Genomic DNA, 16,363 nt, shown 5'->3' with positions numbered 1-16,363 from the left:
ATGTTGACCGTCTTCCTGTACCAAGTGCTCAGGCTCCTGCGAGACCGCGTCCTACTCGTATGGACGCTCGGCTTCCCCATCGTCCTGTCCCTCATCTTCATGGCGATGTTCTCCAACCTGGAGAAAGCCTTCGAAGCCACCCCCATGAGCTTCGGCGTCGTCCAGGATGAGGCCTACCGGACCGCTCCGGGGCTGGACGCCGTCGTGGAGCGCATCTCCTCCGACGACGCCGATCATCACCTCATCACGAAGGTCATCCACTCCTCGGTCGCGCAGGCCGAGACCGCCGCGAAGCGGGGAGAGACCAACGGGTATCTCGCCATCGAGGGCGACCAGCCCGTGCTGCACGTGACTCAGCAGGGCAACGAGGCCGAGACGACTCGGGTGCTGCGAGTGGTCACGGACTCCTACACCCAGAGGCAGGCCGAGTACGCGGCCCTGGCCAAGGCGGGGGCGGCTCCCGAGAAGCTGGCCGCGCTGGAGACCGACCAGTCCTTCACCCACTCGATCTCGGTGACGCCCTCCCCCGTCAAGCCGGAGACCCACTACTACTTCGCGCTGCTGGCCTTCGCCTGCGGCATGGGAACGACCGTGGCCATGGTGGCTGTGAAGGGGACTATGGCTGTCTCGCCGGTGGGCGCCCGGCAGACCCTGGCGGGTCTGCCCCGCTGGAAGGTCCTAACGGCCACGCTCGCGGCCTCCTGGGTGTGCGTGCTGGCCTGTCTGCTCATCGCCTTCGCCTTCATGGCCTCGGTCGTGGGCGTGGACTTCGGGCCCCACATGCTCCTGTGCCTCGTGGCGATCGGGGTCTGCAGCCTCATGGCGAGCGCGGTGGGCGCCGCCCTGGGGACGCTGGCCCACCTGGAGATCGGGATGATCTCCGGCTTCACATCTCTGCTGTCACTGTTCACCGGCCTGTACGGGCCCGCATCCCAGTCCCTGGCCAGCTCCATCGAGCAGCATGCACCGCTGCTGGCGCAGGCCAATCCCCTGTGGCAGACGGCCCGTTGCTTCTACGGGCTCCTGTACTACGACTCCCTGGAGCCCTTCGCCCGCAGCTGCGCAGTCCTGCTGGGCATGACGTGCCTGTTCCTGACCATCGCCCTGATCCGTGCAAGGAGGATGACCCATGAGCACCTTTAAGACGTGTGTGAGGGTTGTGGCCGCTCACCGGCTGTACATCCTCATCTACCTGGTGGTGCTGAGCCTGTTCGGCCTGCTGACCGGAATGGCCAAGTCCGAGGACAGCTCTGATGAGGTCACGGCCGCCACGGCGAGTGTGGCCGTCATCGACCGCGACGGCTCCACGATCTCCCGCGGGGTCAAGGGCTACGTCGAGTCCGTCGGCGAGGCTCAGCCGCTTGAGGACTCCAGGCAGGCCCTCCAGGACGCCACCGCGCAGAACCGCATCAGCTACATCCTCATCATTCCTGCCGGCTACGGGCAGAGACTGCAGCAGGCGGCTCGCGAGGGCACCGAACCGCCCCACATGGACACGATCATCGGGTACGAGTCGGCGTCCGGCGCGCTTATGAATGTGCGCACCGACTCCTACGTGGGGCAGGTCAGCGACTACCTGACGACCACCACGGACGACCCGGCCCGGGCCGTGGCACTTGCCAAGGAGACGATGAACCACTCCGCCCCCGCGAAACGGATCACCCCGGACGCCACGCCTCTGTCCCACAGCTTCGTCACCTACGCCAGGTTCTCCTTCTACCCGCTCATGGCCTTTGCGATCGTCACGATCTCCACGCTGATGGCGGCGCTGGGGCGCCGGGCGGTGCGCGCACGCCTCGAGGCCACCCCGGTCAGCGGCACTTCCCGCAGCCTTGGGCTGCTGGGCGCGTGCCTCGTGGTGGGGCTCGCCGGGTGGCTGTGGGTCTTCGGGCTGGGAGTGGCGGTCTTCGGCCTGGGCAGTGTGGCGACGTCGGCGCCGCTTCTGGGGGTGGTCGCTGCGGCCGTGGGCAGCTACACGCTCGTGGCGGTCTCGCTCGGATTCCTCATGGGGCAGATCGGTGTGGGCAAGCATGCGGCCAACGCCGTGGCCAACATCGGTGGTATGGCTCTGTCCTTCCTGGGCGGTGCGTGGGTGCCCATCGAGTGGCTGCCCGACGCGCTCGCCCGGGCGGCGAGGCTCACGCCCGGCTACTGGGCGGACCAGGCCATCTCCGGGGCGTACGAGGCGACCTCCATGTCCGCCGACGTCATTGGCCCGCTGCTTGGGAACTGCGGCATCTGCGCCCTGTTCGCCGTCGCGGTCTTCTCCGTCGCCGTGGCCGTGGGGCGTGCCCGGGCCCGGTCGGCCCTGTAGGACGCTGGCGCACCCGTCCCACACGACCTTGGGGCCGGTCACCACCTGGTGGCCGGCCCCAACGTCACGTTGCGCGGGTTTGCGCCACTGTCGTCACTTCACGGCGACGAAGACCTTGTCTGCCAGAAGACCGGGGGTCACCGCAAGAACCCCATCCTGGGCGTTGGCCGACGGTACAGCGCGCACGACGTTGCCTGAGACGCTGGCCCCCTTATACAGCACTGTCAGAGAATCGATGGAATCCGGGGCGACGGCGATGGAGTCGGCGCCGTCAATGGTGACGCCATCCGCCGTCACGAAGTCGACCAGCACAAAAGCAGGCGTTTCTCCGGCCGGGTCGTTGCCGATGTAGGTGGCGGTGTAGTTGATGAGAACGTATTCCTTCCCTTCAGCGGGAGGCTCGTTGAACTGATTGGCCGCAGCGACCTTATCGTCAGCCTTGAAAGTGACCGAGTTAATCACCACCTTCCAGTCCTTGCTGGAGATCTCGGTACGGAGAGGGTAGGGGTTCTCCCGAGTCTTTCCCTGTGCGGAGTCTGCAGCGCCCGATCCTCCTGAGTTCGACGACGCCCCATCGGGAGCCGGTGCCGCAGAGACGGCGCTCGTGGAGGAAATCGCCTCATCGACAGCATTGCCTACAACCACCAGGAAGACGAAGACGCCGACGATGGTTCCGACAACCGAGACGATCACCGCGGTGACTGCAGGCCAAACGGCCTCCCCTTTCCGGAAGAGGCCCACCAAACCGACGATGAAGGAGATTGGCAGCAGGATCCAGCCAACGATGAGCGCGCCGGGGAGGCAGGCGAAGATGAACCCGATGATCGCCATCACCAGAGCAACGATGCCCACGGTGTTGCGTCCCTTCTTCACCGGCGCAGGCGCCTGCTGCATCGGTGCAGGAACCTGACCTTGAGTCGGGTACTGCTGAGGAGAGATGGACTGAGGAGGGTACGACATTGTGGCTCCTGATATTCGACGGAAAGCCGAAACGGGACAAACGAATGCAGCGACACCCGCTGCACCACTCATCGTAACCAGCACACCACCCAGACAGCACGCCCAGAAGCACAGTATTCAGAATTATTACATTCCAAAATGGAGACTAACCTTCCGAATGAAACTTAATGTCATCGCAACCAACAGCAGAGTGACGCTACTCGCAGGACGCACATTTATGCACATCGTCCACTGCACCTTAACGGTCCAACCGAAGAAATGTGGCGACCCCTGAAAAAGGAGTAGGCGTCAACAATCATTCACTCCCAGACTCAAAGCCCATTGAAACGCAGGACTCGAGAACCACTATTGTTCTGCCGGCGATTTTTCAAGACTCCAACTGATACCCAGACGAGCATCCGTCATTCCTGCAGCTCACGCAATCACCGACCCAAGTCCATACCTCACCAGATCGGGGACGTACTTCCTGCACGAGGACTGACTTCTCCTACAGACCACTGCGGGGAAACCCCAGTGATCTGGAGGATACGTACGTCCTCGACGACAATCGCAGTCCTCGATCCACAGGCCCGGCCCACCGCCCGCCCGGCAGCCAGCCCTACCCCAACCAGGACCAGCAGACACGTCGGATCGTGCTCATCGCGACGAGTACAACAAGGCCCCGCCGGCGCATCGCACCGGCGGGGCTTTGCAAGCGGCAGGCAGTCGTGCCGAATCGCCCGTCACTCCCACTCGATGGTGCCCGGGGGCTTGCTCGTGCAGTCGAGCACCACCCGGTTGACCTCCGGCACGGAGTTGGTGATCCGGTTGGAGATGCGCGCCAGGACGTCGTAGGGCAGGCGGGTCCAGTCCGCGGTCATGGCGTCCTCGCTGCTGACCGGCCGCAGAACAATGGGGTGACCGTAGGTGCGCCCGTCGCCCTGCACTCCCACGGAGCGCACGTCGGCCAGCAGCACCACCGGGCACTGCCAGATCTCGTCGTCGAGCCCGGCGGCAGTGAGCTCCTCGCGGGCGATGGCATCGGCGGCCCGCAGCACACGCAGGTTCTCGGCCGTCACCTCCCCGATGACGCGGATGCCGAGCCCCGGCCCGGGGAAGGGCTGGCGGGCGACGATCTTCTCCGGCACACCCAGCTCGCGGCCGATGGCGCGCACCTCGTCCTTGAACAGCTCGCGCAGCGGCTCGATGAGCTCGAAGTCGAGGTCCTCGGGCAGGCCGCCCACGTTGTGGTGGCTCTTGATGTTGGCGGCGCCCTCTCCCCCACCGGACTCGACGACGTCGGGATACAGGGTCCCCTGGACCAGGAAGCGGATCTCACCGCCCTCGGCTCCCACGGCCTCAATGACCCGGCGCTGGGCGGCTTCGAAGGAGCGGATGAACTCCCGGCCGATGATCTTGCGCTTGGCCTCCGGCTCGGTGACGCCGGCCAGGGCACTCAGGAAGCGCTCGGTCTCGTCAACCGTGATGACGCGGATACCCATGCCCTCGGCGTAGTCGTGCTCGACCTGCTCGCGCTCGCCGGCGCGCAGCAGGCCGTGGTCGACGAAGATGCAGGTGAGCTGGTCGCCGATGGCGCGGTGGACGAGGGCAGCGGCCACGGAGGAGTCCACTCCCCCGCTCAGACCGCAGATGACGTGGGCGTCGCCCACCTGCTCGCGGATGCGGGCCACCTGCTCGTCGATGATGTTGTCCGGCGTCCAGGTGGCCGGTAGCCCCGCCTCCTTGTGCAGGAAGTTGACCAGGGCGGCCTGCCCGTGCTCGGAGTGGAGGACCTCGGGGTGCCACTGCAGCCCGTAGAGGCGGCGGCCCGGGTTCTCGAAGGCGGCCACCGGGGTCTGGGAGGTGGAGGCGGTGACCGTGAAGCCCTCAGGGGCGGCTTGGACCGCGTCACCGTGACTCATCCACACCACCTGGTCGTCCGGGGTGCCGTCGAACAGGCAGGAGCCCTCCGCCACGCGGGCGGGGGTGTGCCCGTACTCGCGGGTGCCGGTGCGCCCGACCGTTCCGCCCAGGGCCTGGGCCATGACCTGGAATCCGTAGCAGATCCCCAGGACCGGCACTCCGGCGTCGAAGAGGGCCGGATCAACGGACGGGGCACCGTCGGCGTAGACCGAGGAGGGCCCGCCGGACAGGATAATGGCCGACGGCTGCTTGTCCAGCATGGCGGCGGCATCCATGGAGTGGGGCACGATCTCTGAGTAGACACCGGCCTCGCGCACGCGGCGGGCGATGAGCTGGGCGTACTGGGCACCGAAGTCCACCACGAGGACGGGGCCGACGGCGCTGGAAGAGGTCTGGCTGGTCGTCACCCGAACAGGGTAGCCGGAGGGGTTGGCACAGACCATCGAACACGCTTACTTCTTCTGTCCTATGGCAGTGATCCTTCCGTGTCATCACTGCCTCCATCAAACCCGGGGGCGGTTCACTTGAACCGGGTACTATCGCCTCCATGCAATCCCACCCCGATGCTGGCCCCCCTCAGCAGGTCCCTACAACTACACCTCCCAACAACGATCCCACCGCCAGTACTCCTTCACGCCAAACCTCGACACCACCTCCCCCTACCCCGCCGACCGGTAGGTTCCCGGCTGCTCCGGTCCCCCCTCCACCGGCGAGTTCACCGCAGCGACTCGATGCAGGAGCCGCACCCACCGAAATCTCTCCCACGACGGCGTCCCACTTACAATCGAACCTGGCATCCCCTCCACCGACGGCCACCACCATCACAGCAGGCGCCACAGCACCTGCGCTGCAGCCCGCGGTTCCCGCCAGCAACACGCAGTGGCCCCGAGGACAACAGTTGGCAGTCCTCATCCTCGCCCTCCTCGCCGCAGCCCTGGAGATGTACACATTGGGATATCAATGGTATTACTACCTCCCCATTGGCGATCGAGCCTATCTTAACCATATACAAAATGAAGGGGCAGGGGCATCACCGTCACTCCTACTGAGCTCTTTTCTGTTCAGTCACCTGCCCCTCATCATCATAGGAATCGCTCAGACCGTCAGAAGAACAGCGCCGACTGCATTCGTGGCAGCCAGTATCACTGCACTTGCCTCACTTGTTAGAAACTTTTTCCTTGCCGCCTCCGGTTTCAACGACGAACTCGACACCCCCCTTGTCGCAGCCGCCTATGCGATCCTGTTGGTCATCACCGGCTTCACCCTGTGGGGGCGCCTGCCGCACCGCGCCCACACACCCCGCAGTGCCATCACCGCGAGCGCCCTTGGCATCGCCTCACTATGGACCGCTACTAAATTATTCACCTGGATGCTTGATTATTTCCGCAATATCGGATTAATGCTTTATTATTTCCGCGGTATCGGATTATTAATGCTTGCGGCAGCGACCCTTCTTCTTGTTTGCGGCACCGCTCTTCTCGTGCTGATGGCGCTCCGCAAGAATGTCACCATGATGCGACTCCTGGCGATAGTTGCAGGAGTCGGGTTGATAGTGTTGAACTATGTGTCCAGAGGTAGTTCATTCGGAGGTGGTTATTTAACTTCTCATTTTGAGGCACACTTTATTTCGGCAAGCGTGGCAACCCTCGCTCTCGCGATCCCAGTCTTCTTCCCATCGTTCAAGCAGTGGTGCGATGGCACCTGGACCGCACGAACGTCACCCCAGAGCGTCACTGCGGGACGCCCAACGATCCTGGCACGCACGTACCAGACCATCGGCGCCGACGGCACCCCCTTAGACGACGCTTCCGTCGCCGCGCTGCTGCCCTCGGTACGGCCAACATTCTGGATCAGCTTCTTCTTCGGGCTGTTCGGGTTGATCCCCATGATCACGGCCAACAGCACCGCTCGAGGACTAGGCGTCGTCACACACGCTTACAACCACGCGATGATCAAAGGCCTCCTGCTCGGCATTGCCGCCTGGTTCGGCCTCGTCTTCATGCTCTACGCCGCGCTCCTCTTCAGCGCCCTGTCAAGCCACTACTGATCACCGCCGCTTCTTCGGCCCGGAGCCCAGCCAAGTACCAGCAGTACGACAGCAGGCCCCAGACCCAGCCGACGAGTACGTCCCCACGGCAGGGCAGCAGTCAGCCACACTCCGCCCTGCCGGTACACACTCCTGATGCCGCGCACGAAGACGACCGCACAGGCGAGCGACCAGGCCCGGCGACACACCTCGCTGCGTTGCCCGCCACCACAGGATGACTAGACCAGTGGTTGACATCGCACTCCTACCACACAGGTCACGCTTCCGTATCAAAACCAGCGTGACGCTGATCCCCTCAACGCCCCACCGGGGCCGGCAATCCCCTCAATAACGCCACGTTCGGGCGCACCCCTCCAAGAGCGATCACCCCATCTCCCTGCGACCCCTGTGATCGACGAACCACCGACGCAACACACGTCACGATCCTTTGTCTAGACAATCAGGTGGAGCGTTCCTAGAGTTCTACGTGACGGAGAAACCTCCGTCCGGCCCACGGGCTGCACACAGTCGTGCAGGGACGCACGACTCATGGTCAGGCGGACCTGCTCGACACACACCGAGAGGAATACTCACATGACCGCCACCATCACCGAGCGCCCCACCCAGACCGTCGAGACCACCGCCGCCAGCACCGCCACCCAGACGACCACCGGCGCGCAGACCGACACCAACCGCCTCACCTTCGCCGTCGCCATGATCGCCGTCATGTTCGCCGTCATGGTCATGGCCGTCGTCGGTGCCGTCACCGGCATCCCGACCCTCATGTTCGCCGCCGCCGTCCTGGCCGCGATCGCCATGGGAGTGGGCATCTACACCGGCATCAACCTCCTCGAGGCCCGCTGAGCGTAGACGATGCTAACGAGTTCACTGGAGCTCCACCGGATCCGGACCACGCACCACAAGCAACGCAGGATCCGGACCCAGCCCGGCAAGGGCGCAGAAATTACGAGGCTGCGCGGCCAAGGAAGCCCGCGCAGCCATGGCAACCCGAGGGGCACCGCACACGCGGCGCCCCTCTTCTCATACCCGCTCCTCTGTGCCATGAGGAAGTGACGGCGGAACTACGGCACAACCAGGACGGTGAGGGCTCCCTCCTCCCGACGCGGCTACCGCCCTCCCTGGGCGGCAAGAGCGGTCAAGATGTCCATATCTGCAGCAAAGGCCTCCCCCGGGCTCGGACCGCCAATATGAAACCGCGTGATTCTGCGGTTCTATCAACGGTTTGATCGAGCCACAGGCTCCTTTGCTGCAGATGTGGACACCAAGCGCCCTCCGCCTCGGTCTCGGATCGCGCATCGCGCCTCCCACTCAGGCCTGCAAGGCCCGAGCAGGAGGCGCGAGGATGAGAGCGCGCGGTCAAGCCTCGGCGACCGGGGCTTGACCGCCTGGGATCACAGCGCCATGTCGACGACAGCGCGTCCCTGGATCTCGCGGTTGCGCAGCGCGGTGTAGCCGGCGCCGGCCTCCTCCAGCGGCAGGCGGCGCGAGACGACATCGCGGTAGTTGATGACGCCCTTGTCGGCCAGGTCGACGACAGCCGGCAAGTCCTGGCGGGTGCGCGCCCCGTAGGAGCCGAGGATCGACTGCGAGCGGCGCACGGTGCGGTTGATCTCCACCCCGGCGGTCTGCACGCCGGCCCCCAGTCCGATCGGCACCATGCGGCCACCATCGGCCAGCACATCCAGGGCGGTGGTCCAGGTGGCGGGGATACCCAGGGCCTCGAAGGAGACGTCAACCCCCTTGCCACCGGTGAGCCGGAAGACCTCCTCTCGAGCGTCCTGGGTGACGGAGTTGACCACGGCCGTGGCCCCGTAGTCGAGCATGGGGGCGAGCTTGTCGTCATCAACGTCAATGGCGATGACCTGGCTGGCGCCGAAGGCCCGGGCGATCTGGACGATGTTGGTGCCCACACCGCCGGTGGCGACCACGGCGACGGTCTCCCCGTAGCGCAGGTCGGCGCCGCGGCGCACGGCCCCGTAGCCGGTCATGGCCGCGCAGCCCAGGATGGCGGCCGGCACCATGTCGATGGTGTCGGGCACGGGGGCCACGGCGGTGGAGGGAACGACCGCGTACTCGGCCAGGCCACCCATGGAGTACATGGCCACCGGCTCGCCGTCGGGGGTGGCCAGGCGGGTGGTGCCGTCGTAGAGGACGCCCTTGAGGCGGTTGAGGTCGAAGAAGGGGCCGCACAGCTCGTCGCGCCCCGAGGCGCAGGCGTCGCACTGGCCGCAGGGCATGAGGAAGCCGCCGGCCACCTTCTGCCCGATCGTCAGGCCGGTGTGCTCGTTGCCGGGGCCGAGCTCCACGATGGTGCCGGAGACCTCGTGGCCGAGCACCGCCGGCAGTGGGAAGGCGATGGCGCCACCGATGACGTGGAGGTCGGAGTGGCACAGCCCGCAGGCGGCCACCTTGATGAGGACCTCGCCGCTCTTGGGCCGGGGGGTGCGCAGGGTCTCGATCTGCAGGCCGACCTCGTGGTCGCGCAGGACCGCGGCCTTCATGGTCTCAGGGATGGACACGGTTGTCTCTGAGGCCTGGACTGCCTCGTTGCTCGTCATGCTCAGGTGCCTCTCTGTCAGGTGTCGACGACGTCGGGCCGCCGAGTGGCCTCTTGCGGCCACATCCCCAACCATACGACATTTGTCCTAACAAATCATAGGTCTGAAGTCGGATGCGCGGACACCGTTCTTCAGAGCTTCCCCGCGCTCGCCTAGACCTTCAGCTCGCGCGGCAGCCGCAGGAGCACGACGGCGACACTGAGCACCGACAGCGTGAAGGCCGCCCAGAACAGGGCGTGCGTCCCGAAGTACTTCACGATGATCAGTGAGGCCAGGAGGACACCGGCGCGCGCCAGGGCCCCTCCGGTCGCCGAGGCCCGCCGCTGCGCCTCAACCAGCCAGGGCGGGATCCGCGGGTCGATCGCCCCCTGGCAGGCGGGCAGGACCAGGACGGTCTGGCTGGCGACCAGGATCGTCAGGGAGATGGTGATCGTCCAGGCGCCGCCCACACCCCCCATGGTCATGCCGGTCACCAGGAAGGTGGCCCCCAGGACGGCGACGACCGTTCCCAGCACCACCCGCAGGAAGCGCAGCCGCTCGACCCGGGTCACCAGCGCCAGGGCGAGGAGCGCCAGCCCCATCCAGGTCACGGCGCTCATGGCGATCGCAGCGGACGCGAGCCCGAGCTCGGTGGCGATCAGCGGGGCGAGGACCAGGGCAGCCGTTCCCAGGGGCGCCTCCTGGGCGATGATGAGGACAGCGCCGGTGAGCACGGCGGCACGCACCTCGGGCACTCGCAGCTCAGCGGGAGACATGGCCTGCTGCTCGGCCATCATCTCCGCGTCCAGCCGGGTCCAGTCGATGGCCACGGAGGCCTCCAGGGTCCCGTGCAGGCGGCGCAGTGCCTCGAAGGCCTCGACGTCGTGCCCCTGCCGCACCAGCCAGACCGGGCTCTCAGGCAGGAGCAGGGCGCAGACCAGGTACACCAGCGCGGCGACGGCGACCATCGCCCAGCCGATGAGGAGCCGCGAGGGACTCCACCAGGCCACCAGGACCACCACGCCGGCCGCGGCCGGACCGAGGGCCATGGCCTGAGGCATGAGTCGCTTGTGTCCGCGCAGGGAGAGCTCGTGGCACACCAGTGGCGTCACGACGAGCACCCCGCCCATGGCAAGGCCCACCAGGCCCGCCCCGATCAGGCCGACGACGCCTCCGAGCCCGGCTGCGACCCCGGCACCCAGCACTGCCAGAGCGCCCATGAGCAGGCCCATTCGCCGTCGCCCCTGGTACCGGACGGGAGGGCGACCGGCGACGGTCCCCAGCACCATCGCCGCAGTGAGGGTGCTGATCAGGGGCAGAGCGCTGCCGCGCGCGCCGGCGACCCCGATGGCCAGGGCCCCTTCCAGGGCGCCGAGGAACAGACCGGCCGCCCAGGCGTACAGGCGGAGGTGAGCCGGGGCTGGCGGCGCACTGCGCGGCGGATGCGGGTTCATGGACCGGTCACCGTGTACGTCATGGGCGGCAGATATGTGTTGGTCTCAGCTGGGAAGGGAAGTTGTCTGAACGAGGAGAGGTCGGGAGGGGGAACTGCGACAGTGTGTCAGAGCCTGACAGTCGATTCAATCCGATCGGTTCGGCCCCACCGGCCACTGCCGCAGTCTCTCACCCCTTGATCTCAGCTGTACTCCTTCTCGAAGCGCTCCTCGAGCTCCTCCAGGGAGTGGTACTTCGTCTCGGGCACGTACTTCATGTAGAAGACGAGAGAGAACACGTTGATGAGGCAGAAGATGAGATAGGTGCCCGATCCTCCGAGCTTCTCCATCATGATGGGGAAGACCAGGGCGACGATCGCGTTGGCGATCCACAGAGCACCGACCGCCAGCCCCATGGCCGTGCCGCGAACCTTGGCGGGGAATATCTCCGCCACGAGGACCCAGGTGACCGTTCCGGACTGCTTGGCGAAGACGAACAGCGAGACGATGAGCAGCACCAGGTAGGGGGCGAAGGCGGGAGCTCCCTTGATGTTGCCGTCGGCGTCCTGGTAGGGCTGAATGAGGAAGAAGAAGACCGCGGCCAGGAGGCCCAGGGAGACCACGATGCTGGCCTCCTGGTAGATGCCCACGTGCCGCCGGGCGAACTTGGTGACCAGCCACAGCCCCACGGCCGACCCCACGAAGGAGATGAATCCGGAGACGACATTGAGGGAGATCGCGTCGCTCATGGGCAGGCCGGCCGCGGAGAGCACCTTGGGCGTGTAGTACATGGCCGTGTTGATGCCGGTGAGTTGGTCGGCCAGGCCCAGGATGATGCCGATGATGAGCAGGTGCCGGGTCCACTTGACGCCCATGATCTGCGCCAGGCCCCACTTCTCCTGGCCGGCCTCCCTGCGCTGGACCTCGAGCATCTCGTCGACCTCTTCGGCGATGGGTCCGTCCTTGGACTCGTCGCGCACACGCTTGAGGGAGCCGATGGCCTCGGCGATACGCAGGTTGGCGACGTACCAGCGCGAGGACTCCGGCATGAGGCGGATGCCGATCCACAGCGCGATGGCCGGCAGCGAGGCCAGCACGAGCATGTAACGCCAGGTCGTGCCGTTACCGGACTCGACCATGACGTTGCTGAAGTGCTGCACGGTCTCCCAGGCGACCTTGTCGCCGGCCTTGGCGACAACCTCACCGGAGCTGTTGACGACGTCCTTGGCGACCGTGACCTCCGGCCCGCCGTGGATCTGGGTCAGGACCGCGTTCATGGAGAAGGCGAGGAACTGACCGAAGACGATCATCATCTGGTCCACGGCCACGAGCGTTCCACGGATGCGCTTGGGGGCCGTCTCACCGAGGAAGACCGGAACCGTCGCCGAGGCGCCACCGACGGCGAAGCCCAGGACGATGCGGAAGAAGTAGAGGACCCAGATGTTCGGGGAGAAGGTGCATCCCAGTGCGCCGAAGAAGAAGACCGCGGCCAGGAGCGTGATGTTGTGACGGCGCCCGTACTTGTCGGAGAGCTTGCCGCCGACTGAGGCCCCCAGCGCGGCACCCAGGCACAGGAAGGTCCCTACGAGCCCCTCCTCCACTGAGTTGATCTGAAGGCCACTGGCGTCGTGCGGCAGGTACATGTACGGCAGCGCTGCCGAGATCACTCCGGTGTCGTAGCCGAAGAGCAGCGAGCCGAGGGTGGCGACCAGGGCGATGAGTCCGAGCGAGCGCTTCGGACCCGACGCGGGGGTCTGGTCAACCAGCTCCTGGATCTTCTCCGGCGTGTACTGCGCCGCAGAAGTGGGTGATGTGGACATTGAAGGAACTCCTTGGGTCGTCCGCCATCGTTGGCGGAAGCGAAAGAGAGCGCTGCTGGATGGAGCGGTTGGTCCGGTCCGCCGGTCACCGCCCCGCAGCGCAGGAGCGGGAACCGGCAGCGTGAGCGGCCCTCACCGGCAGCGGCGAGGGCCGATGAGGGTCAGCCGAGCTCCTCGCGGAGCCTGGCCAGCACTCGGCGGTTGATGTCATCGGCGTGCTCGTGCCAGCCGAAGACGCACACGGAGAGCACACCGTCGAAGCCGATGTCGCGCAGCGTGGAGAAGACGGCGTCCCAGTCGACCTCACCGTTGCCGACCTCGTTGTGCTGGTGGACGGTGACGTCGGCGCCGGGCGGGTTGACGATGTAGCGGTTACCGTCGTTGGCGCGGTGGTTGAAGCCGTCGGCGATGTGGACCTCACGCAGCTTGCCGGCCTCGTGGGCGGTGCGGATCATGCGCTCGACGTCGCCGGCGCCGTCGGAGAGGTGGAAGGCGTGCGGGCAGCAGAACTCATAGCCGATCCAGTCCTTGTTGACCGCGCGCACAAGGTTCAGGGCCGGATCGTGCAGCTCGACGAAGTCATAGGGGTGGGCCTCCATGTTGAGGCGGATGCCGTAGCGCTCGAAGTCGGGGATGAGCTCCTCGATGGAGCGGAACCACTGCTCCTCGCTGCGGCGGGCCTGGTTGCGGTCTCCGGAGAACTCGGAGGTGATCTCCCGGACGTCGATCTGGTCGGCGAGCTCGAGCAGGCGGCGCCAGTTGGACACCTGGGCGCGACGCTCCTCCTCGTCGGGCGAGGACCAGTTGAAGACGGGGTTGAGGGTGCGAACCTTGACACCCGTCTCCTTCTGAGCCTTGTTGAGCTCGGCGACGAAGGCGTCGTCGGCGGCGGGGCGGTGGTGCCAGAAGTGGAAGTCCGCGTTGGGCGAGAGCTCGACGTGCTCGAAGCCCAGCTCGGCGGCCTTGTAGAGCGTGCGCACCGTGGGCATGGTGCGGTAGTACATGTTCGGGTCAAGGGCGATGTCTACCATGGAGGTCTCCTCTCGGGCGCCGACATCCCTGTCAGCACCCCCATAATGTCATGACAATTGCGTCGGGGGAAGTAGTTGAGGCCAGCATTTTTGAATCCTTCGACGGCGTCGCAGACTCATGCCGTCCTGCCGCCGAAAAGTCGTCCTGGGAGGCGGGATGGATGCCTCCCAGGACGATCGAGGTGAGTGAGCCCCGCCGTCGTCCGTCCAAGAGCGGTCACCGGGGCACTGGCGAACACGCAGCAATCGCGAGCTTCCTGGCCGCACCGGGAGGGATGACGACAGGGGCCTGTCAGGCGTAGAAGGCGGGCTTGTCGATGAGGGTGACGTCGACCAACGGCGAGGACTCGTCCTCCAGCGAGGCGACCGCCGCGTCGACCACGGAGGTGGCCGCGTAGCCGTCCCAGGAGGTCGAACCGGTGTGCTCGTCGCGGGCCACGGCGTGGATCCACTCCTGCACCTCGCGGTTGAAGGCGTCCTCGAAGCGGTCGATGTGCGACTGGCACATGGCGTTGCGGTTGCCGTGGATGTCGCGGACGTGGATCCGCTCCTGGTCGCCCAGCCTCACCGCGGCGGTCTCCAGCACGAGCTCGCACTCGATGGAGTAGGCGTACTGCAGGTTGACGTTGACCTCGTCGTCGATGCGCACGCCGGACTCGGTGTACATGACGACGACGACCGGGTCGATGAGGTGGTCGAAGCGGTGGGTGGTGGACCTGGGACGCTCGACGCGCACCTTGACGATCTCCTCACCCAGGAGCCAGCGCATCGTGTCGATCTCGTGGATCGCTGTGTCGTCGATGGCCATGCGCGAGGTGTAGGACTCCGGCACGGTGGGGTTTCGGTGGCGGTTGTGGACCAGGAGGGCCTGACCGTTCTCGCCGTCGTCGAGAACCTTCTTCATCTCGTTGTAGGCGGCGTCGAAGCGGCGCATGAAGCCCACGGTGACGAGCTTCTTGCCGGCCTTCTGCTCGGCCTCCATGATGGCGATGCAGTCCTCGGCGGTGGTGGCCAGGGGCTTCTCGCACAGGACGTACTTGCCGGCCTCGATGGCCTTGATGACGTCGGGGGCGTGGACCTTGCCGAAGGTGGCGATGAGGACGGCGTCGACGTTCGGGTCGCCTATGAGCTCGTCGGCACTGTCGTAGGCCTTGGCTCCGTAGGGCTGCGCGGCCGAGACCGCGGCCTCGTGGTTGATGTCGGCCACGGCGACGATCTCGCCGCCTGACAGGACACCCGCGATGCGGGCCAGGTGGGCGCGGCCCATGCCGCCGGCGCCGATGAGTCCGATGCGTACAGTCATGCGTGTCTCCTCGTTGAGGTGGTGTCAGTGGTAGGTCGGCTGTTTGACGTGGCAGGAGGCCTCAGGCAAGTCCCAGGCCGCACTCGGCCAGGTACGTGCGCATGTTGATGGCGTTCTGCTTGGGGAAGGTGGGCTCGCAGGGGTAGCAGTCCTGCTCGCAGATCGCGTAGATCGGCTTGTCCAGGGCCGCCAGGGCGTCGACGAACTCGTGCATCTCGGGCAGGCCCGCGGGCGGACAGACCGAGGCGCCCTTGGTGACGGCCTCGCCGAAAGGCCAGTCCTTCTCGTGGGCCTCGCGGGTGATGTCCTCGTCGAAGGCCTTGATGTGGACGTAGGTGATGCGCTCGGGGTACTTCCGGCACAGCTCGACCGGGTCGCCGCCGCCGTAGACGACGTGCCCGGAGTCCAGACACAGGTTGACGTAGGTGGGGTCGGTGGCGTCGAAGATGCGGGCGATCTCCTCGGGGGTCTCGATGTGGGAGTCGCCGTGGGGGTGGAGGACCATCTTGAGGCCGTACTCGTCCAGGAGCATCTGCCCCAGGGCGTTGGCGTGCTCGACGTAGAGCTTCCAGGCGTCGTCGGACAGGACGCGGTCGTCGGTCCACTCCCAGGTCTTGTCATCGCGGTAGAGCGGGGGCAGGTGGACGATGTACTCGGCGCCGACGGCGGCGTGGGTCTCCGCGATGGCGCGGAAGGTCTTGAGGGTGGTCTCCCAGGCCTCCTGCTTGTGCAGGATGCCCCAGCCGGTTCCGGCCACCACCCTCATGCCGAACTCGTCGCACCACTTCTGGAGCTCCTTGGGATCGGTCGGGAAGTAGCCGAAGGGACCGGTCTCGATGACCTCGAAGCCGGCCTCGGCCATCTCCTCCCAGGCCTGACGGGGGGCCATCTGCTTGGGGTCCTCGGGGAACCAGACGCCCCACTGGTCGGGGCAGACGCCGATGGTGAGCTTGGAGTACCTGGGGTCGTTGGTGTTGACGGCTTTGGACATCGTTGTCTCCTTCGTGAGGCGATCT

The 16,363-nt window shown here is 66.1% G+C and carries 12 protein-coding genes; 4 read left to right on the top strand and 8 right to left on the bottom strand.

Translation table 11 applies throughout. The annotated features are described in order from the left end of the window. Positions 1 to 1,143 (top strand): ABC transporter permease, encoded by a 1,143-nt coding sequence (locus BKH32_RS09200; protein ID WP_075249746.1) that lies wholly within the window; start codon positions 1 to 3, stop codon positions 1,141 to 1,143. Beyond that, positions 1,130 to 2,314 (top strand): ABC transporter permease, encoded by a 1,185-nt coding sequence (locus BKH32_RS09195; protein WP_256691505.1) that lies wholly within the window; start codon positions 1,130 to 1,132, stop codon positions 2,312 to 2,314. Before BKH32_RS09200 ends, BKH32_RS09195 begins: the two co-directional genes overlap by 14 nt. 93 nt (positions 2,315 to 2,407) lie before the next feature. On the opposite strand, the gene BKH32_RS09190 is transcribed toward BKH32_RS09195, so the two are convergent. Beyond that, entirely contained in the window at positions 2,408 to 3,274 is an 867-nt protein-coding gene (locus tag BKH32_RS09190) for a hypothetical protein (protein WP_075249745.1), read from the bottom strand. 722 nt (positions 3,275 to 3,996) lie between these two features. Further along, on the bottom strand, positions 3,997 to 5,583 hold the full coding sequence (gene guaA, locus BKH32_RS09185; RefSeq protein WP_075249844.1) for a glutamine-hydrolyzing GMP synthase: 1,587 nt from the start codon (positions 5,581 to 5,583) through the stop codon (positions 3,997 to 3,999). A 491-nt stretch (positions 5,584 to 6,074) separates the two neighbouring features. Here guaA and BKH32_RS13635 point away from each other — a divergent pair, with 491 nt between their 5' ends. Together BKH32_RS13635 and BKH32_RS09175 are read left to right on the top strand one after the other, a co-directional pair. After that, positions 6,075 to 7,223, top strand: coding sequence for a hypothetical protein (locus BKH32_RS13635; RefSeq protein WP_143222785.1), 1,149 nt, complete (start codon positions 6,075 to 6,077; stop codon positions 7,221 to 7,223). 573 nt (positions 7,224 to 7,796) lie between these two features. After that, positions 7,797 to 8,066 (top strand): hypothetical protein, encoded by a 270-nt coding sequence (locus BKH32_RS09175; RefSeq protein ID WP_075249743.1) that lies wholly within the window; start codon positions 7,797 to 7,799, stop codon positions 8,064 to 8,066. Between the two features lie 548 nt (positions 8,067 to 8,614). Here the strand turns inward: BKH32_RS09175 and BKH32_RS09170 are convergent. The 6 genes from BKH32_RS09170 to BKH32_RS09145 all read right to left on the bottom strand — a co-directional run bounded on the left by BKH32_RS09170 (position 8,615) and on the right by BKH32_RS09145 (position 16,338). Further along, entirely contained in the window at positions 8,615 to 9,781 is a 1,167-nt protein-coding gene (locus tag BKH32_RS09170) for a zinc-binding dehydrogenase (protein WP_075249742.1), read from the bottom strand. Between the two features lie 152 nt (positions 9,782 to 9,933). Continuing rightward, positions 9,934 to 11,214 carry an MFS transporter gene (locus BKH32_RS09165; RefSeq protein ID WP_075249741.1) on the bottom strand — a complete coding sequence of 427 codons (1,281 nt, stop codon included), beginning with the start codon at positions 11,212 to 11,214 and terminating at the stop codon, positions 9,934 to 9,936. Between the two features lie 182 nt (positions 11,215 to 11,396). Next, complete coding sequence (locus tag BKH32_RS09160) at positions 11,397 to 13,013, bottom strand: MFS transporter (RefSeq protein ID WP_075249740.1); 1,617 nt, start codon at positions 13,011 to 13,013, stop codon at positions 11,397 to 11,399. Between the two features lie 161 nt (positions 13,014 to 13,174). Next, positions 13,175 to 14,044: a sugar phosphate isomerase/epimerase family protein gene (locus BKH32_RS09155; protein WP_075249739.1), complete on the bottom strand. Its 870-nt coding sequence runs from the start codon at positions 14,042 to 14,044 to the stop codon at positions 13,175 to 13,177. Between the two features lie 292 nt (positions 14,045 to 14,336). After that, a complete protein-coding gene (locus BKH32_RS09150; protein WP_075249738.1) occupies positions 14,337 to 15,347 on the bottom strand; it encodes a Gfo/Idh/MocA family protein in 1,011 nt (336 codons plus the stop codon). Positions 15,348 to 15,408: 61 nt separating this feature from the next. Next, entirely contained in the window at positions 15,409 to 16,338 is a 930-nt protein-coding gene (locus BKH32_RS09145; protein WP_075249737.1) for a sugar phosphate isomerase/epimerase family protein, read from the bottom strand. Between the last annotated feature and the right edge of the window lie 25 nt (positions 16,339 to 16,363).

Origin of the sequence: Actinomyces oris (assembly GCF_001929375.1) — a bacterium.
GTDB classification, from domain to species: domain Bacteria; phylum Actinomycetota; class Actinomycetes; order Actinomycetales; family Actinomycetaceae; genus Actinomyces; species Actinomyces oris_B.
This window is presented reverse-complemented; position numbering and strand designations above follow the sequence as displayed.